This is a genomic window from Pseudomonas putida (genome assembly GCF_025905425.1).
GTDB lineage: Bacteria > Pseudomonadota > Gammaproteobacteria > Pseudomonadales > Pseudomonadaceae > Aquipseudomonas > Aquipseudomonas putida_AF.
The window spans coordinates 3,389,509-3,406,580 of record NZ_CP109603.1 but is presented as its reverse complement, the minus strand read 5'-3'; the positions used below and the strand labels follow the sequence as shown (position 1 = coordinate 3,406,580).

Genomic DNA, 17,072 nt, shown 5'->3' with positions numbered 1-17,072 from the left:
CGGCAAAGAGATCGATTGTACCGGTGCCGGTGCCTGCTGTCAGGCTCCAAAGGCCATGAACACTGGCTCTGACTGCCGCGACAGGCGCTCATTGCCCGTTCCGCGTTGGGGCGTCATAATGTAGCCCCTTTTTTCTGTCCCTACATGTGGAAGGTTCCCGTGACTCAGAAGCCCGACCAGTGTCTTGGTGAGTGGATTGATCGTGAAGCATTGGCTGAAGCGATGATCCCGCTTATCGGTCAGCTCTACCGCAACAACAACGTGGTGAGCTCGATTTATGGCCGCAGCCTGATCAACCGTTCGGTTATCTCGATCCTCAAAGCACACCGCTTTGCGCGTCATCGTCAGGCCGACGAGACCGAACTGTCTGTCCACGAGACGTTCCCCCTGCTCAAGGCCATGAGCGAGCTGAAACTGGGCGCCGCTTCGGTCGACCTGGGCAAGCTGGCCAACAAGTTCAAGCAGGAAGGCAACGGCCGCAGCGCCGAGCAGTTCGTGCGTGAAGAGCTGGCCGACGTGGTTGGCCAACAGAACGTTTCGGCCCGTAAAGGCACCGACGTCGTCCTGTATGGCTTCGGCCGCATCGGCCGCCTGCTGGCGCGCATCCTGATCGAGAAGACCGGTGGTGGCGACGGCCTGCGCCTGCGTGCCATCGTCGTGCGCAAAGGCGCCGAGAACGATCTGGTCAAGCGTGCCAGCCTGCTGCGCCGTGACTCGGTGCACGGCCCGTTCGATGGCACCATCACCATCGACGAAGCCAACAACACCATCACCGCCAACGGCAACCTGATCCAGGTTATCTACGCCAAGAGCCCTAGCGAAGTCGACTACACCCAGTACGGCATCGACAACGCGCTGATCGTCGACAACACCGGTGTATGGCGGGACGCCGACGGCCTGGGCCAGCACCTGGCCTGCCCGGGCGCTGCCCGCGTGATCCTCACCGCACCTGGCAAGGGCGCGCTGAAGAACATCGTGCACGGCATCAACCACGGTGACATCACTGCCGATGACAAGATCATCTCGGCCGCTTCCTGCACCACCAACGCCATCGTGCCGGTGCTGAAGGCTGTCAACGACCAGTACGGCATCATCAATGGTCACGTCGAAACCGTTCACTCATTCACCAACGACCAGAACCTGATCGACAACTTCCACAAGGGCAGCCGCCGTGGCCGCGCCGCGCCGCTGAACATGGTCATCACCGAGACCGGTGCCGCCACTGCTGCCGCCAAGGCGCTGCCAGTGCTCAAGGGCAAGCTGACCGGTAACGCCATTCGCGTGCCGACGCCGAACGTTTCGATGGCCATCCTTAACCTGAACCTGGAAAAGGCCACCACCCGCGAAGAGATCAACGAGTACCTGCGCCAGACGGCCATGCACTCGGAACTGCACAAGCAGATCGACTTCGTCAGCTCCCAGGAAGTGGTTTCGACCGACTTCGTTGGTTCGCGCCACGCCGGTGTGGTTGATGCCGAAGCCACCATTGCTAACGATAACCGCGTTGTACTGTACGTCTGGTACGACAACGAATTCGGTTACAGCTGCCAGGTGGTTCGTGTGATGGAAGACATGGCCGGTGTGAACCCGCCAGCGTTTCCACGCTGATTCGCTTGTAAGGCAATGAAAAAACGGGAACCTTCGGGTTCCCGTTTTTTTTGCCCGGTATTTTATAGTGTCGGTACCGGCCTCTTCGCGGGGCAAGCCCGCTCCCACAGAAGAACTGACATCTTCTAGATTGAGGTGATTCTGTGGGAGCGGGCTTGCCCCGCGAAGAGGCTAGTTCAGGCAGCTGAGAACTTCAATTTGCGCGCAACCCTGCTACTCCTCCTGATGCTTCTAACCGCCTGCAACCAAGGCCCGACCCTGGAACGCCTGGGCGGCCCGACCATGGGCAGCAGCTACAGCATCCAGTACGTCCGCGAACCCGCCGGCCCAGGCCCTGCCCAGGTGCAGGCCGCCGTCGAGGCCATCCTGCAGGGCATTGATCAGCACTACTCGACCTATCGTGGCGACTCCACCGTCAGCCAGTTCAACCAGCTGCCGGCCAACCAGTGCCTGGCGCTCCCGCGCGACATGCTCGAACTGGTCCGCTTCGGCCAGCACCTGGCCGCACAAAGTGCCGGCGCCTTCGACCTCACTGTGGAGCCGTTGCTCGACCTCTGGGGCTTCGGCCCCCAGGCGCGTCACGAGCAGGTGCCCGACCCGCAAGCGCTGGCCCAGGCACGCCTGCGCGTGGGCTACCAGCACCTGCGCATCGAGGGCCAGGCTCTGTGCAAGGATGCCCCCGTTGAGCTGGATTTCAACAGCATCGCCGCCGGCCACGCCGTCGACCTGATCGCCGAGCGCCTGCGTGGCATGGGTATCTCAAGCTTCATCGCCGAAGCCACCGGCGAGCTCAAGGCCGTTGGCCGCAAGCCTGATGGCAGCGCTTGGCGCATCGCCCTGGAGCTGCCCCGTGAAGACCGCCAGATCGCCCGCCAGGTCATCTCGGTAGATGGCCTTTCGGTATCGACCTCGGGTGACTATCGCCACTATTTCGAGCAGAATGGCCGGCGCTATTCGCACACCTTCGATGCCCGTCTCGGGCGCCCGGTCGAACACGATCTGGCCGCCGTCACCGTGCTCGATGCCTCGGCGCTGCGGGCCGACGGCTACTCGACCTTGCTGCTGATCCTCGGGCCGGAGCGCGGCTGGGATTTCGCCATCAGCCACAACCTGGCCGCCGTGCTGGTGACTCGGGCCGAGGGTGGCTTCGTCTCCCGAGCGACCCCTGCGTTTGCGCGGGCAATGAAAGGCAAGTGAAAGCGCAAGGATGGAAGATCGCCAGGGAATCGGTGAACCACATGTAGTGCAGGCAAAATTGGCCTACGACGCGACCAAGGGTTAATGTGCGCGGCGTTCACGCTTGATTAGACTGCAACCGAATTTTCTCATGGCGCCCCGGCGACATGATCGCGCCCCGCGAGCCACCGTGACTCGCGGGCCAGTTCTGAAGGAGTACGCATGGCTGTCTACAACTACGACGTAGTGGTGCTGGGTTCCGGCCCGGCCGGAGAAGGCGCGGCAATGAACGCCGCCAAAGCAGGGCGCAAGGTGGCGATGGTCGACAGCCGTCGCCAGGTCGGCGGCAACTGCACCCACTTGGGCACCATCCCGTCCAAGGCACTGCGTCACTCGGTGCGGCAGATCATGCAGTTCAACACCAACCCGATGTTCCGCGCCATTGGCGAGCCGCGCTGGTTCTCCTTCCCGGACGTGCTCAAGAGCGCCGAGAAGGTCATTGCCAAGCAAGTCGCCTCGCGCACCGGCTACTACGCACGCAACCGTGTCGACCTGTTCTTCGGTACCGGTAGCTTCGCTGACGAGCAGACCATCGAAGTGGTGTGCCCCAATGGTGTGGTGGAAAAGCTCAACGCCAAGCAGATCATCATCGCCACCGGCTCGCGCCCGTATCGCCCAGCCGATATCGACTTCCATCACCCGCGCGTCTACGACAGCGACACCATCCTCAGCCTCAGCCACACCCCGCGCAAACTGATCGTCTACGGCGCCGGCGTGATCGGTTGCGAATACGCATCGATCTTCAGCGGCCTGGGTGTGCTGGTCGAGCTGGTCGACAACCGTGGCCAGTTGCTGAGCTTCCTGGATTCGGAAATTTCCCAGGCGCTGAGCTACCACTTCAGCAACAACAACATCACCGTACGCCATAACGAGGAGTACGAGCGGGTCGAAGGCCTGGACAACGGTGTGGTCCTGCACCTGAAGTCGGGCAAGAAGATCAAGGCCGATGCCTTGCTGTGGTGCAACGGCCGTACCGGCAACACCGACAAGCTGGGCCTGGAAAACATCGGCATCAAGGTCAACAGCCGTGGCCAGATCGAGGTCGACGAGGCCTACCGCACCACCGTGTCGAACATCTACGGTGCCGGTGACGTGATCGGCTGGCCGAGCCTGGCCAGTGCCGCCCACGACCAGGGCCGTTCGGCGGCCGGCAGCATCGTCGACAATGGCAGCTGGCGCTTCGTCAATGACGTACCGACCGGCATCTACACCATTCCGGAGATCAGCTCGATCGGCAAGAACGAGCAGGAGCTGACCCAGGCCAAGGTGCCGTACGAAGTGGGCAAGGCCTTCTTCAAGGGCATGGCGCGCGCGCAGATCGCCGGCGAGCCACAAGGCATGCTGAAGATTCTGTTCCACCGCGAAACCCTGGAAATCCTCGGCGTGCACTGCTTCGGCTACCAGGCTTCGGAAATCGTCCACATCGGCCAGGCGATCATGAACCAGCCTGGCGAGCTGAATAACCTGAAGTACTTCGTCAACACCACGTTCAACTACCCGACCATGGCCGAGGCCTATCGGGTAGCTGCCTACGACGGCCTGAACCGGCTTTTTTAAGCGGCTCCGGCCGGTGGCCTGAGCCGGTCGGGGAGACCGATTTCAGCCCTACCCGAGGGTGGTCTTGGCCAAACCGGGAAAGTCTGTAATCAGGCTGTCCACGCCAAAATCAGCGAGCCGGCGCATCAGTGCCGGTTCGTTGACCGTCCACACCGACACGTGCAACCCCTGGCCCTGGGCTTTGAGCAGGCGCTCGGGGGTGCACAGTGTCCAGTTCAATGCCAGCAGCTCGCAGCCATAGTTCTGCGCGACCTTCAGCGGGTCGAGCCAGGCGTATTCGGCCACCAGCCCACGCGCCACGTCCGGCACCAGCTCCAGGGCGGCGCCCAGCACTTCGCGTGAGCTTGAGGTGATGGTGACCTTGTCCAGCAGGCCGTATTGCTGGGCCAGTTCACGAATGGCCAGCACGGTGCTGGCGGCGCGGGTGCGCGAGGCGCTCTTGACCTCCAGTTGCCAGTGCTCGAAGTCGCATTTTTCGAACAGCTCTTCCAGTTTCGGGATGGGGCAGGGCTGTACCCAGCCCGGTCCACCCTTGCGCGCATCGATCCTGGCCAGGTCGGCGGCCGGGTGCTCGACCACCTTGCCGCGTCGGCCGGTGGTGCGTTTGAGGGTCGAGTCGTGGATCACCATCAGTTCGTTGTCGGCCGACAGGTGCAGGTCCAGCTCGCAGCGGTTGACGCCGTGGGACAGGCATTGGCGGAAGCTGTTCAGGGTATTTTCGGGCGCTTCGCCCTTGGCGCCGCGATGGCCGTAGATCAGGGTCACGTTCGTTCCTTCAATTCAAAGGGAAAAGGCTTAGGAAGCAGGGTCGTTCTGTTCCAGCTGCTGGCGCCGTTGCTGTTGCTGGCGCTGCAGGATGTAACGGGCCAGCAGTTGGCGCTGGGCGTCGGTCATGTCGGTGAATTCGGTGCCGACCTCGAAACTGCCGTCCGGGCGCGGGTCGCAGTGGGTAACCTTGCCGCGCAGCAGCAGGCCGTGGGCGCGGGGCATCAGCACCATCTTCACCTTGACGCGGGTGTCGGGGGCGATGGGCCGGGCCTGGGTGAACTCGATGCCGCCTTCGGAAATGACCACTGCCTGCGGCTGGCCGATTTCGCCGATGAGCGTTTGCGCGACCACAGCGCTGAGCAGGTCGAGGCGTTTGCTTTGCGCCCGCAGAAAGGCCGCGAGTGTGCGGTCCTTGTCACTCAACTGGCGCAGCAAGTGCTGGGCTTCGAAGTCGGACAGGTGCAGCTCGCTGAGCAGGTTGAATAGCGGTGAATCATCCTGCAACACTTCTGGCTCAAGGGCTTCGGACGCACTCAAGGGGTTGATTTGAAGTGCGATCTGATCTTCGATGCGGTAGTATTCGCGGCGATCTTCTTCGTCTAATGTCGTCATGGCGAACCCATGGTAGCGGCGGTGGTCCGAGTGTAAAGCCGCCGTATGCGCCTCGCCACAAGGACGTTCCCTTTCATCCGAACAAGCCCCGACATGTTCAGACCTCTTTTCGCATTTATCGGCACGCGTTATACCCGTGCTAAACGCCGCAATCACTTCGTCTCGTTCATTTCCCTGACCTCGATGATCGGCCTCGCCCTGGGCGTGGTGGTGATGATCGTGGTGCTCTCGGTCATGAACGGTTTCGACCACGAGATGCGCACCCGCGTGCTGGGCATGATTCCCCATGCCACGCTCGAGAGCGGCCAGCCGCTTGACGACTGGTCAGCGCTTGCCCAACAAGTAAAGCAGAATCCGCAGGTGGTGGCGGTTGCGCCCTTCACCCAGATGCAGGGCCTGCTGACCCATGATGGCAAGGTGCAGAAGGTGCTGCTCAACGGCATCGATCCGGCACGCGAGCGCGAGGTGTCGATCATTGACAACTTCGTCCAGCAAGGCCGCCTCGACCAGCTGGCACCGGGCGAGTGGGGCATCATGATCGGCGACAAGGCTGCAGCCAAGCTGGGTGTGGCCGTCGGCGACAAGCTGACCTTCGTCGCCCCCGAGGTCAGTGTGACCCCGGCCGGCATGTTCCCACGCATGAAGCGCTTCACCGTGGTGGGTACCTTCCACGTGGGCGCCGGCGAAATCGACGGTTACCTGGGCCTGACCAACATCAACGACCTGTCCCGGCTGCACCGCTGGAAGCCGAACCAGGTGCAGGGCCTGCGCCTGAAGTTCGACGACCTGTTCCAGGCGCCGCGCGTGGCGTGGGACATCGCCCAGCACCTGGGCGACCAGGAGTTCTACAGCCGTGACTGGACCCGCACCCATGGCAACCTGTACCAGGCGATCCGCATGGAAAAGGCCATGATCGGCCTGCTGTTGCTGCTGATTGTGGCAGTGGCGGCGTTCAATATCATTTCCACCCTGGTGATGGTGGTCAACGACAAGCGCGGCGATATCGCGATCCTGCGCACCCTCGGCGCCACGCCTGGGCAGATCATGGCCATCTTCATGGTTCAGGGCACGGTGATCGGGGTGATTGGCACCTTGATCGGCGCCGGCGTCGGCATCCTTGCCGCGCTGAATGTGAGCGCGGCGATTGCCGGCATCGAGACGCTGATCGGGCACAAGTTCCTCAACGCCGACGTCTATTTCATCGATTACCTGCCGTCGCAGATCATGGCCAATGACGTGTACATGGTCTGCGCCGCGGCGCTGGTCCTGAGTTTCTTCGCCACCCTGTACCCGGCCTGGCGTGCGGCCCGCACCCAGCCTGCAGAGGCGCTACGTTATGAGTGAGTCGCGCATGAGTGATAAAGCCGTTCTGAGTTGCCGCAACCTGGGCAAGTCCTACGACGAAGGCCCGGAGTCGGTACAGGTGCTGTCTGGCCTGCAGCTGGAGCTGCACCCGGGTGAGCGCGTGGCCATCGTCGGCAGTTCGGGCTCGGGCAAGAGCACCTTGCTCAACTTGCTCGGCGGCCTCGACACGCCCACCCAAGGCAGTGTCTGGCTGGCGGGCGAGGAGCTGTCGGCACTGGGTGAGCGCGCGCGTGGGCTGTTGCGCAACCGGGCACTGGGTTTCGTCTACCAGTTCCACCACCTGCTGCCCGAATTCACTGCCATGGAGAACGTGTGCATGCCGCTGTTGATCGGCCGCACCGCGATCCCTGAGGCCCGCGAGCGCGCCGAGGCACTGCTCAAGCGCGTCGGCCTTGGCCACCGCCTGCACCACAAGCCTGCCGAGTTGTCCGGCGGTGAGCGTCAGCGTGTGGCGATTGCCCGTGCCCTGGTCAACCGCCCGGGCCTGGTGATGCTCGACGAACCGACCGGTAACCTCGACCACCACACCGCCCAGGGCATCCAGGAACTGATGCAGGAGCTGTCCAGCGCTTCGCGTACCGCGTTCCTGGTGGTGACCCACGACCTCAACCTGGCGCGCCAGATGGACCGTGTACTGAAACTCGACGACGGTCACCTGGTGGCGATCTGAGCCGCTTGCACGGGGTGGCCTGAGCCGCCCCGCAACTCTTTCATTGGGTGTTTTACATGTTCAGACCCTTGCCCTTGTTCATTGGTGCTCGCTACACCCGTGCCAAGCGCCGCAACCATTTCATCTCGTTCATCTCGATGACCTCGATGATCGGCCTGTCGCTGGGCGTGCTGGCGATGATCGTGGTGCTGTCGGTAATGAACGGCTTCCAGCGTGAGATGAGCTCGCGCATTCTCGGCCTGGTGCCTCATGCCAGCATCCTGGGCGTGCAGCCGCTGGATGACTGGCGCACGGTCGCCGATGCCGCATTGAAAGACCCGGCGGTGATGGCCGCGGCGCCGATCACCGAGATGGAGGGCATGCTCTCGTACAAGGGGGCGATGCAGCCGATCCAGGTCAGCGGTATCGACCCGGCCGAGGAAGGCAAGGTCTCGATTGTCGGCCAGCATATTGTCCAGGGCCGTTTGCAGGACCTGAAACCGGGTGAGTTCGGCGTGGTCATCGGGGAGCTGAGCGCCCGGCGTTTTCGCTTGAACACGGGCGACAAACTGACCCTGATCGTGCCGGAAATCAGCAAGGCGCCGGGTGGCATCACACCGCGCATGCAGCGCCTGACCGTGGTCGGTATCTTCAAGGTCGGCGCCGAGCTGGATGGCTCGCAGGCCTACATTCACGTAGCCGATGCAGGCGAAATGCAGCGCTGGGCACCGGGCCAGGTGCAAGGTGTGCGGCTCAAGCTGCATGACCTGTATGCGGCGCCGCAGGTGTCCAAGGCCATCGCTGCCGGGCTGGGCGATGCCTACCACGCCGATGACTGGTCGCACACCCAGGGCAGCTTGTTCAGCGCCATGAAGATGGAAAAGACCATGATCGGCCTGCTGCTGATGATGATCATCGCGGTGGCGGCGTTCAACATCATCGCCACGCTGGTCATGGTGGTGAACGACAAGGGGCCGGACATCGCCATCCTGCGCACCCTGGGCGCCACGCCTGCGCAGATCATGGGTACGTTCATGGTTCAGGGCAGCCTGATCGGCATCGTGGGCACCTTGATCGGCGGTGTGCTGGGGGTGATTGCCGCGTTCAATGTTAGCCAGATCGTTGGCTGGCTGGAGCGGGTCAGCGGCCAGCACATCTTCACCTCGGATGTGTACTTCATCAGCAGCCTGCCGTCGGAGCTACAGTGGGGGGATGTGGCGATCATCTGTGCGGCGGGGTTGGTGATGAGCTTCTTGGCGACCATTTACCCGGCGTATCGAGCATCGCAGGTGCAGCCGGCGATTGGCCTGGCGGTTTGAGTATTGTCTGAGATTTTGGGGCCGCGCAGCGGCCCCAATCAGGCGTGATCAGGTAACTCGATCACAAACCGCGTCCAGCCACCCTCGCACTCTGCCCGAATAGTCCCGCCATGCGCCTGCACGATCGACCGGGTAATCGCCAGCCCCAACCCGGCGTGCTCCGTGCTGCCTTCGCGCCGTGCCGGGTCCACCCGGTAGAACCGATCGAACAAGCGTGGCAATGCAGCGGGTTCTATTGCCGCCCCGGTATTGGCCACGCAAACCCGTAACCCAGGCTCCAGCGTCACGCGTACCTGCCCACCGGGCGGGGTGAAGCGCAAGGCATTGTCGAGCAGGTTCGACAACGCGCGACGCAGCATGGGGCGGTCCCCCTGCAGCCGCATCTGGCCTTCGCGCAGCAGCGTCACGTTGCGGTCTTCGGCCAGGGGCGCGTAGTACTCCAGCAACGCATCCACATCCTCATGCAACGCCAGCGCAACCTGCCCCGGCACCAGCAAGCCATGATCGGCCTTGGCCAGGTACAGCATGTCGTTGATCATCTGCGCCATCCACTGCAGCTCCTCCAGGTTGCCATGCAAGGCCTCGCGGTATTCTTCCAGGCTGCGCGGGCGGGTGAGGGTGACCTGGGTGTGGGTCAGCAGGTTGGATAGCGGCGTGCGCAGTTCGTGGGCGATGTCGGCGGAGAATGCCGACAGGCGCTGGAAAGCATCGTCCAGGCGTTGCAGCATGGCGTTCACGGTGGTGGCCAGTTCGGCCAGCTCTTCCGGCATCTGCGCCACAGGCAGGCGGGTGGTCAGCGAGCGGGCCGACACGCTGGCCGCGACCTGGCCCATCTGCCGCAGTGGCCGCAGCCCCCTGCGTACGGCCCAGGCGCCGAGCAGCGCAGTGGCCAGGGCCGAGAGGCCGACGGTTAGCCAGATCAGGCGCTGCATGCCCTGCAGGAAATGCTGATGGTGGGTGATGTCGAGGTACAGCGTCAGCTGCGCGGACTGTGGTTCGGCCGGGTTCAGCGGCATTGCCAGGCTGCGGTAATCGGCGCCGTCGGTATGCAGGGTCGCAAGCCCCGAGGGGGGTGTGGTGTCGGGCAATTGCGTGCGGCTGTCGAACCACGGCGCGCCGTCGTGACCGCTGATGCGCAGGGCCAGGTCAGCCTGGTGGCTGAGCTCGTCGCGCAGGGCAGGGAGGCGGGTGTGCAGCTCGGCGGGGGTGGCGACGCCGGCCAGTTGCGTGCGAAACAGCGACAGGCGTGATTCGAGCAGTTGTTGGTCGAGCTCAATGAAGTGTTGCTCGCTGGCACGGCTGAACAGCACGCCGGCACCCAGCGAGACAGCCGCTGTGCAGGCCGCGAACAGCAGCGCCAGGCGGCTGCCGAGAGAGCGTCGGCGCATCAATCCTGACGCTCCTCCAGCACATAGCCCATGCCCCGTACGGTGTGGATCAGCTTGTTGGTGTGCGGGTCGTCGATCTTCAGCCGCAGGCGGCGGATCGCCACTTCGATGACGTTGGTGTCGCTGTCGAAATTCATGTCCCAGACCTGCGAGGCAATCAGCGACTTGGGCAGCACCTCGCCTTGGCGGCGCAGCAGCAATTCGAGCAGGGCGAACTCTTTGGCGGTGAGGTCGATGCGCTGGCCGGCACGCTCGGCGCGGCGACGGATCAGGTCCAGGCGCAGGTCGGCCAGGCTCAAGGTGGTGTCCTGGCTCGGGCTGGCGCCGCGACGCAGCAGGCTGCGCACCCGGGCCAGCAGTTCGGAGAAGGCGAACGGCTTGACCAGGTAATCATCAGCGCCCAGCTCCAGGCCATGCACCCGATCCTCGACGGCATCGCGGGCGGTCAGGAACAGCACGGGGGTGTCCAGGCCGGCCTGGCGCACCGCTTGCAAAATCTGCCAACCGTCACGGCCTGGCAGCATCACGTCGAGGATCAACAAGTCGTGATCGCCGCTGAGTGCCAGGTGTTGGCCGGTTTCGCCATCGGCCGCCAGTTCTGTGGCAAAGCCTGCTTCGCTGAGGCCTTGGCTCAGGTATTGGCCGGTGCGGGCCTGGTCTTCGACGATCAACAGTTTCATGCGGTGTCCACAGTTCGGGAGGGGGCGCGGCGTCTATCGGGAAATGATACGTGACGATGTGGGTGCTCGCCCAAACTGACAAAGTTGTAATCTTCCCGTCAGGTAGCTGCCAGCCCCACCTTATTAAGGTGTTCTCATCCTGTTATGTAGTTTGGAGTCATCATGAAACGCCTGTTCATCGCCACCGCCCTTGCCCTGGCAAGCCTGCCTGCCTTTGCCGGCAGTGCCAACGGTTTCGCCTTCGGCGAGCCCGCCCCGGCCGACAAGGCCACCCGCACGGTCGAGGTGGTGCTCAAGGACATTTCCTTCGAGCCGAAACGCCTGGAAGCCAAGGCGGGCGAGACGGTGCGCTTCGTGCTGATCAATGAAGGCAAGTTGCCCCACGAATTCAACCTGGGTGACAAGGCTATGCACGCCGAGCACCAGAAAGAAATGATCGCGATGCAAGGCAAACTGTTCACCGCAGGCATGAACCATGAGGGCATGGATCACGGCCAGATGAACCATGGCGAAGGCCACGGCCACGGCGCGGGCAATACCGTGCTGGTGCAGCCCGGCCAGCGTGCCGAGCTGACCTGGACGTTCCGCAAGTCGGCGCCCATCGAATTTGCCTGCAACGTGCCCGGGCATTACCAGGCGGGGATGGTTGGGCCATTGACCATCGAGTGACATCAGGCCCAAGGCGGGGCGCAAAAACGGTAGACTAGGGGCATTTCGAACCTTCAGGTCAGTTTCCATGCATCCCGCCGCCGAACACTCCCCGCTGGGCAAGTCCAGCGAATACATCGCTACCTACTCCCCTGAGCAGCTGTTCCCGATCCCGCGTACCGCCAAGTGGGCCGAGCTGGGCGTCACTGCCCAGACCCTGCCGTGGCAGGGCGTGGACTACTGGAACTGCTTCGAGCTGTCGTGGTTGCTGCCGTCGGGTAAGCCGGTGGTGGCCATCGGTGAGTTTGCCATTCCTGCGGACTCGCCGAATATCATCGAGTCCAAGTCGTTCAAGTTGTACCTGAACTCGCTGAACCAGACTGTTTTTGCCTCGATTGGCGAGCTGCAAGCCTGCCTGGAGAAGGACTTGTCCGCAGCGGCCGGCAAGCCGGTCAGCGTCAAGGTGCGCACCTTGGCCGAGGTGGAGGCTCAGGGCGTTGTGGCCTTGCCGGGGCAGTGCATCGATGGGCTGGATGTGGCCATCAGCAACTATGAACAGCCGCAACCCGAGTTACTGCGCTGCGATGCACAGCGGGTGGTTGAAGAGACCTTGCACAGCCATTTGCTCAAGTCCAACTGCCCAGTCACCGGCCAGCCGGATTGGGGGAGCGTGGTAGTCGAGTACAAGGGCAGGGCGCTGGATCATGCCAGCCTGCTGACTTACCTGATCAGCTTCCGTCAGCATGCCGACTTCCATGAGCAGTGCGTGGAGCGCATCTACCTGGATTTGAAGAACCTGCTGCAGCCGGAGCATTTGACCGTGTATGCGCGGTATGTGCGCCGGGGTGGGCTGGATATCAACCCGTACCGCAGCATGGGGGCGATCAGCCCGGTGAATGGTCGGCTGGTTCGGCAGTAAGCGCCTGGTTGTGTCGTTGCAGTGAGATTTTGGGGGCGCTTCGCGCCCCATTCGCGGGCAAGCCCGCTCCCACAGGGCAGCGCTGAAACCTGTGGGAGCGGGCTTGCCCGCGAAAGGGGTGCGAAGTGCCCCCAGCTATTCAGATACCCATGCTGTGCAGCGAGTTGGCAATGCTGCGCAGGGTGGCGGTCAGGTCCGGGTGATCGGCTTCGAAGCGCTCGATCGCCAGATTAACCCCATCCACCAGGTTGTTGTCCGGCGTGGCTTCTTCAAGCTTCAGCTGCGCCTCTATCTGTCTGGCTTCCTCATGCAGGGCGGCCAGCTCTTCTTCCGAAAGTGGCACGTTGCGGTCCAGTTGCTCGCGCAAGCTGTTCAGTCGCTCTTGCAATTCGCGGGCAGGCATTGGCTTTTCTCCATCAATGGCTTGGCAAGGCATGGACCTCGGCGAAGCGGCAAAGGTTCTGGCCTGCTTTCACTGTAATCCACTCGCAGCCGCTTTGCATGATCCGCGTCAAAGGTGCTGTATCAGGGTTTTTCACCCTTGCGCCGCCGCAGGGCGATGTCTTGCAGGCAGGTGTCCAGCGCTTCCAGGTGGTCGATCACCGAGTGCACGCCCAGGCTGAACAGCTCGAGGGTGGCCTTGCCGCGGGCCAGGTCTTGTTCCTGCTGGCTCATGGCTTGCCAGTGCTGGGAGCTGAGGTCGCAGTAAGGGCTGCAGGCGGCCAGGCCCACGGTCCACAACCCAGCGTTCAAGCCTGATTGCAGCAACGCAGGTTCGCCGCTGACCAGTACGCAGCCATCCAGGCGCGCGCTGTCCAGTGCCATCAGCGCCTGCCAGCAGGCATTCGGTGCGGGCCAGCGCACGCCGTTCACCGCATGGCCCGGCAGCCAGTCGGGCAGCACGTTGGCCAGGCGTTTGGCGTGTGTGGCACTCAGGTCGTCCAGCCAAATGCAGGGCACCTGGCGCTGGCGCAGGCTGGCGAGTGTTGCCAGGGCGCCGGGCGCGGGCAGCGGGTGGCCGTTCGCACCCTGGACCAGGCAGCCACGCAGGCCGAACAGCACAGCAGTGAAGGCGGACGCATCGTGCATGGCAACTTCCCTGAAATACTCCGCAGGCTAGGCCGCTATTGTTACCGGTCGATGACGACGCAACATACGTTCACAAAATCTTGAGCAAAAATGTGTAATGCTGGTGATCAGCCCGCAAGCCCTTATACTTGCGCCTTACAGCAGCGCGCCCGGTGCGGCTGCGGCCAAGAAATTCGATGGAGAGACATCTATGCGTAGGATCGGTGCCGGTGTGATCGAGCGAGTCACCCAGGCCTGTGTCTGCGCCAGCTTGCTGCTGGCGCCCGTGGCGGCTACCCAGGCGGCCACCGAGGAGGACCCTTGGGAGACGGTCAACCGCCCGATCTTCAGGTTCAACGATACCGTCGACACCTATGCCCTCAAGCCATTGGCCAAGGGCTACCAGGCGGTGACCCCGCAATTCCTCGAAGATGGCATCCACAATGTCTTCCGCAACCTGGGCGACGTGACCAACCTGGTCAACGACGTGCTGCAGCTCAAGCCCCATGCGGCCGGGGTGGATACTGCACGCTTGATCGTCAACACCACGTTCGGCATTGGCGGCTTCTTCGACGTCGGTACCAAAATGGGCCTGCAACGCAACGACGAAGATTTCGGCCAGACCCTGGGTTACTGGGGCGTGGGCAGCGGCCCTTACGTGGTCATCCCGTTGCTGGGCCCAAGCACGGTGCGTGACGGCCTGGCCAAGTACCCGGACAGCTACACCGAACCCTACCGCTACATCAACCACGTACCGACGCGGAACACGACCTTCGCGGTGGACGTTGTCGATACCCGTGCCAGCCTGTTGTCGGCCGAAAAACTGATACAAGGCGACAAGTACATCTTCATTCGCAACGCCTACCTGCAGAACCGCGAGTTCAAGGTCAAGGACGGCGAAGTCGAAGACGACTTCTGATACGTGCACAGGGGGGCTGCCGTGCAGCCCCTTGCATCAATGCATGGCCAGAATGCGCAAGCCGAACTTCTGATGCCCACCGGGCTGATCGGCGATCCACACCACCTCGGTGCTGGCGTGCAACCCCTTGAGCGCCGGGTGATCAGAATCGATCCGCACCTCAAGCGTCTCCCCTACCTGAAAACGTTGCGGCGCCTGCACCTGCATGCCCCCGCTGGACAGGTCCAGACACACCGCCGCGATCACCTGGCCTTCGTGCAACAGGCTCACCTCGGTATCGATACGCATGCGGATGAAATCGCGTTTTTCGGCGTGGTTGGAGGGCGTCTGGGGCATGCTGCGTCCTTCCCATCGGGTTGCACTGGTCGGCTTTCTTATAACTCCCGGTGATTTGCCCTGTAAAGAGCGGCGAGGTCGACCCTCGTACCCTTGAAACGCCTGGCGGATGGGAGTACCGTCTGCGCCTTACAAGGTTCCTCTGACAGTTGCCGGGCCGGACTTCTTGTCCTACAACTCAAGTAGAGTGTTACCACAGAGTATTCCCGTAGCTGGCCGTCAGCCTTGCCGACACCGCTGCACCAACCCAAATCGGCGCCGTTCGCCCACATGCAGAAAACCAGTGCAACGCTGCTGATCATCGATGACGACGACGTGGTCCGTGCGAGCCTCGCCGCCTATCTTGAAGACAGTGGTTTCAGCGTCCTCCAGGCCGGTAATGGCCAGCAGGGGCTTCAGGTCTTCGAAGAACACCAGCCCGACCTCGTGATCTGCGATCTGCGCATGCCGCAGATGGGCGGGCTCGAACTGATCCGCCAGATCAGCGAGCGCGCGCCGCAATTGCCGGTGATCGTGGTGTCCGGTGCCGGCGTCATGAGCGATGCGGTCGAGGCCTTGCGCCTGGGCGCTGCCGACTACCTGATCAAGCCGCTGGAAGACCTTGCCGTGCTTGAGCACTCGGTGCGCCGAGCCCTCGACCGTTCGCGCCTGGTGCTGGAAAACCAGCGCTACCGTGACAAGCTCGAAGCCGCCAACCGTGAGCTTGAAGCCAGCCTGCACCTGTTGCAGGAAGACCAGACCGCCGGTCGGCAGGTGCAGATGAACATGCTGCCAGAAAGCCCCTGGGTGGCCGGTGAGTTCGCCTTCGAGCACCAGATCATTCCGTCGCTGTACCTGTCGGGCGATTTTGCCGACTACTTCCGCGTTGATGATCGCCGCATCGCCTTCTACCTGGCCGACGTCTCTGGGCACGGTGCCTCGTCGGCGTTCGTCACGGTGCTGTTGAAGTTCATGACCACGCGCCTGTTGTTCGAATTCAAGCGCGGCAGCAAGATGCGTGAGTTCAAGCCCTCGCAAGTGCTCAGCCACATCAACCGCGGGCTGATCAACTGCAAGTTGGGCAAGCATGTGACCATGGTGGGTGGCGTGATCGACGAAGACACTGGGCTGTTGACCTATGCCGTGGGCGGCCATCTGCCGCTGCCGGTGTTGTACACCCCGGGCAATACCCGCTACCTGGAAGGCCGTGGCCTGCCGGTGGGGTTGTTCGACGAGGCCAGTTACCAGGACCTGGTTGTTGAGCTGCCGCCGGTGTTCAGCCTCAGCTTGATGTCCGATGGCATTTTGGACCTTTTGCCAGGTGACACGCTCAAAGATAAAGAAGCCGCCTTGCCAGAAATCGTCAAGGCAGCGGGTGGCAGCCTGGATGGGCTGCGCCAACGATTTGGATTGGCTACGCTTGGGGAGATGCCGGATGATATCGCCCTATTGGTGTTGAGCAGGAACCTTCAATGAGTACCGGTAGAATTCAGTTCGCCGAGCAAAGCGGTACCTTTGTACTGAAATTCGTCGGTGAAGTGCGCCTGACCTTGTGTTCGGCGCTGGACGCGACGATCGAGAAGATCTTTACCGCGCTGAACTTCTCGGCCATCGTCATCGACTTGACTGAAACCGAGAGCATCGACAGCACCACCTTGGGCCTGCTGGCCAAACTGTCGATCCTGTCGCGCCAGAAAGTGGGGCTGCTGCCGACCGTGGTCACCACCAACCCGGATATTTCCCGGTTGCTGCAGTCGATGGGTTTCGATCAGGTGTTCAACATCGTCGATCGCCCGATACCGTGCCCGGAGTGCCTGACCGACTTGCCGTCACAGGACCAGAACGAGGAAGTGGTGCGGTCCAAGGTGCTGGAAGCGCACAAGATCCTCATGGGGTTGAACGACTCCAACCGCGAAGCGTTTCATGACCTGGTGAATGCGCTGGAGCGGACCTGATTTATTGCCTGTGCTGGCCTCTTCGCGGGGCAAGCCCGCTCCCACAGGTTCTTCACTACATCTCAA

The 17,072-nt window shown here is 62.6% G+C and carries 18 protein-coding genes; 11 read left to right on the top strand and 7 right to left on the bottom strand.

Annotated elements, in window-relative coordinates; genetic code table 11:
• Positions 1-144: 144 nt before the first annotated feature.
• The 3 genes from OGV19_RS15160 to sthA all read left to right on the top strand — a co-directional run bounded on the left by OGV19_RS15160 (position 145) and on the right by sthA (position 4,401).
• Positions 145-1,608 (top strand): glyceraldehyde-3-phosphate dehydrogenase, encoded by a 1,464-nt coding sequence (locus tag OGV19_RS15160; protein ID WP_264309522.1) that lies wholly within the window; start codon positions 145-147, stop codon positions 1,606-1,608.
• Between the two features lie 198 nt (positions 1,609-1,806).
• A complete protein-coding gene (locus OGV19_RS15155) occupies positions 1,807-2,805 on the top strand; it encodes an FAD:protein FMN transferase (protein ID WP_264309521.1) in 999 nt (332 codons plus the stop codon).
• A gap of 201 nt (positions 2,806-3,006) precedes the next feature.
• The gene (gene sthA / locus OGV19_RS15150; RefSeq protein WP_264309520.1) at positions 3,007-4,401 is read left to right on the top strand and encodes a Si-specific NAD(P)(+) transhydrogenase; all 1,395 of its coding nucleotides are present in this window, start codon (positions 3,007-3,009) and stop codon (positions 4,399-4,401) included.
• A gap of 48 nt (positions 4,402-4,449) precedes the next feature.
• Here the strand turns inward: sthA and OGV19_RS15145 are convergent, their stop codons facing one another.
• Positions 4,450-5,166: a glycerophosphodiester phosphodiesterase gene (locus OGV19_RS15145; protein ID WP_264309519.1), complete on the bottom strand. Its 717-nt coding sequence runs from the start codon at positions 5,164-5,166 to the stop codon at positions 4,450-4,452.
• Between the two features lie 30 nt (positions 5,167-5,196).
• A complete protein-coding gene (locus tag OGV19_RS15140) occupies positions 5,197-5,781 on the bottom strand; it encodes a PilZ domain-containing protein (RefSeq protein ID WP_264309518.1) in 585 nt (194 codons plus the stop codon).
• A 93-nt stretch (positions 5,782-5,874) separates the two neighbouring features.
• Between OGV19_RS15140 and OGV19_RS15135 the strand changes: the two genes are divergently transcribed.
• From OGV19_RS15135 to OGV19_RS15125, 3 genes are read left to right on the top strand one after another with little or no spacing between them, the layout of a single operon-like run.
• Positions 5,875-7,125 carry a lipoprotein-releasing ABC transporter permease subunit gene (locus tag OGV19_RS15135; protein ID WP_264309517.1) on the top strand — a complete coding sequence of 417 codons (1,251 nt, stop codon included), beginning with the start codon at positions 5,875-5,877 and terminating at the stop codon, positions 7,123-7,125.
• A 7-nt stretch (positions 7,126-7,132) separates the two neighbouring features.
• A complete protein-coding gene (gene lolD, locus OGV19_RS15130; RefSeq protein ID WP_172960376.1) occupies positions 7,133-7,816 on the top strand; it encodes a lipoprotein-releasing ABC transporter ATP-binding protein LolD in 684 nt (227 codons plus the stop codon).
• Positions 7,817-7,872: 56 nt separating this feature from the next.
• Positions 7,873-9,114: a lipoprotein-releasing ABC transporter permease subunit gene (locus OGV19_RS15125; protein ID WP_264309516.1), complete on the top strand. Its 1,242-nt coding sequence runs from the start codon at positions 7,873-7,875 to the stop codon at positions 9,112-9,114.
• Positions 9,115-9,152: 38 nt separating this feature from the next.
• Here OGV19_RS15125 and OGV19_RS15120 read toward each other — a convergent pair whose 3' ends face one another.
• Together OGV19_RS15120 and cinR are read right to left on the bottom strand one after the other, a co-directional pair.
• Positions 9,153-10,505: a heavy metal sensor histidine kinase gene (locus OGV19_RS15120; RefSeq protein ID WP_264309515.1), complete on the bottom strand. Its 1,353-nt coding sequence runs from the start codon at positions 10,503-10,505 to the stop codon at positions 9,153-9,155.
• Entirely contained in the window at positions 10,502-11,182 is a 681-nt protein-coding gene (gene cinR, locus OGV19_RS15115; protein WP_264309514.1) for a two-component system response regulator CinR, read from the bottom strand. Before cinR ends, OGV19_RS15120 begins: the two co-directional genes overlap by 4 nt.
• Positions 11,183-11,344: 162 nt before the next feature.
• Here cinR and OGV19_RS15110 point away from each other — a divergent pair, with 162 nt between their 5' ends.
• Positions 11,345-11,851 (top strand): cupredoxin domain-containing protein, encoded by a 507-nt coding sequence (locus OGV19_RS15110; protein ID WP_264309513.1) that lies wholly within the window; start codon positions 11,345-11,347, stop codon positions 11,849-11,851.
• A 67-nt stretch (positions 11,852-11,918) separates the two neighbouring features.
• Entirely contained in the window at positions 11,919-12,749 is an 831-nt protein-coding gene (queF, locus tag OGV19_RS15105; protein WP_264309512.1) for an NADPH-dependent 7-cyano-7-deazaguanine reductase QueF, read from the top strand.
• A 139-nt stretch (positions 12,750-12,888) separates the two neighbouring features.
• On the opposite strand, the gene OGV19_RS15100 is transcribed toward queF, so the two are convergent.
• Positions 12,889-13,152: a DUF4404 family protein gene (locus tag OGV19_RS15100; protein ID WP_003248815.1), complete on the bottom strand. Its 264-nt coding sequence runs from the start codon at positions 13,150-13,152 to the stop codon at positions 12,889-12,891.
• A gap of 122 nt (positions 13,153-13,274) precedes the next feature.
• Positions 13,275-13,838 (bottom strand): HAD superfamily inactivated hydrolase PcrP, encoded by a 564-nt coding sequence (locus OGV19_RS15095; RefSeq protein WP_264309511.1) that lies wholly within the window; start codon positions 13,836-13,838, stop codon positions 13,275-13,277.
• A 190-nt stretch (positions 13,839-14,028) separates the two neighbouring features.
• Here OGV19_RS15095 and OGV19_RS15090 point away from each other — a divergent pair, with 190 nt between their 5' ends.
• On the top strand, positions 14,029-14,736 hold the full coding sequence (locus tag OGV19_RS15090; RefSeq protein WP_264309510.1) for an MlaA family lipoprotein: 708 nt from the start codon (positions 14,029-14,031) through the stop codon (positions 14,734-14,736).
• Positions 14,737-14,772: 36 nt separating this feature from the next.
• Here OGV19_RS15090 and OGV19_RS15085 read toward each other — a convergent pair whose 3' ends face one another.
• On the bottom strand, positions 14,773-15,072 hold the full coding sequence (locus OGV19_RS15085; protein WP_264309509.1) for a PilZ domain-containing protein: 300 nt from the start codon (positions 15,070-15,072) through the stop codon (positions 14,773-14,775).
• Positions 15,073-15,342: 270 nt separating this feature from the next.
• Here OGV19_RS15085 and rssB point away from each other — a divergent pair, with 270 nt between their 5' ends.
• Entirely contained in the window at positions 15,343-16,527 is a 1,185-nt protein-coding gene (gene rssB / locus OGV19_RS15080; RefSeq protein WP_027596602.1) for a two-component system response regulator RssB, read from the top strand.
• The gene (gene rssC, locus OGV19_RS15075) at positions 16,524-17,006 is read left to right on the top strand and encodes an anti-sigma factor antagonist RssC (RefSeq protein WP_016500715.1); all 483 of its coding nucleotides are present in this window, start codon (positions 16,524-16,526) and stop codon (positions 17,004-17,006) included. Before rssB ends, rssC begins: the two co-directional genes overlap by 4 nt.
• The last annotated feature ends 66 nt before the right edge of the window (positions 17,007-17,072 follow it).

Excerpts from the sequence above, each read along its gene's own strand:
- OGV19_RS15160 (WP_264309522.1), top strand. The coding sequence starts at position 145 with ATGTGGAAGGTTCCCGTGACTCAGAAGCCCGACCAGTGTCTTGGTGAG.
- cinR (WP_264309514.1), bottom strand. The coding sequence starts at position 11,182 with ATGAAACTGTTGATCGTCGAAGACCAGGCCCGCACCGGCCAATACCTG.
- OGV19_RS15125 (WP_264309516.1), top strand. The coding sequence starts at position 7,873 with ATGTTCAGACCCTTGCCCTTGTTCATTGGTGCTCGCTACACCCGTGCC.
- OGV19_RS15085 (WP_264309509.1), bottom strand. The coding sequence starts at position 15,072 with ATGCCCCAGACGCCCTCCAACCACGCCGAAAAACGCGATTTCATCCGC.
- OGV19_RS15100 (WP_003248815.1), bottom strand. The coding sequence starts at position 13,152 with ATGCCTGCCCGCGAATTGCAAGAGCGACTGAACAGCTTGCGCGAGCAA.
- OGV19_RS15135 (WP_264309517.1), top strand. The coding sequence starts at position 5,875 with ATGTTCAGACCTCTTTTCGCATTTATCGGCACGCGTTATACCCGTGCT.
- OGV19_RS15110 (WP_264309513.1), top strand. The coding sequence starts at position 11,345 with ATGAAACGCCTGTTCATCGCCACCGCCCTTGCCCTGGCAAGCCTGCCT.
- OGV19_RS15095 (WP_264309511.1), bottom strand. The coding sequence starts at position 13,838 with ATGCACGATGCGTCCGCCTTCACTGCTGTGCTGTTCGGCCTGCGTGGC.
- rssC (WP_016500715.1), top strand. The coding sequence starts at position 16,524 with ATGAGTACCGGTAGAATTCAGTTCGCCGAGCAAAGCGGTACCTTTGTA.
- sthA (WP_264309520.1), top strand. The coding sequence starts at position 3,007 with ATGGCTGTCTACAACTACGACGTAGTGGTGCTGGGTTCCGGCCCGGCC.
- OGV19_RS15090 (WP_264309510.1), top strand. The coding sequence starts at position 14,029 with ATGCGTAGGATCGGTGCCGGTGTGATCGAGCGAGTCACCCAGGCCTGT.
- queF (WP_264309512.1), top strand. The coding sequence starts at position 11,919 with ATGCATCCCGCCGCCGAACACTCCCCGCTGGGCAAGTCCAGCGAATAC.
- lolD (WP_172960376.1), top strand. The coding sequence starts at position 7,133 with ATGAGTGATAAAGCCGTTCTGAGTTGCCGCAACCTGGGCAAGTCCTAC.
- rssB (WP_027596602.1), top strand. The coding sequence starts at position 15,343 with ATGCAGAAAACCAGTGCAACGCTGCTGATCATCGATGACGACGACGTG.
- OGV19_RS15140 (WP_264309518.1), bottom strand. The coding sequence starts at position 5,781 with ATGACGACATTAGACGAAGAAGATCGCCGCGAATACTACCGCATCGAA.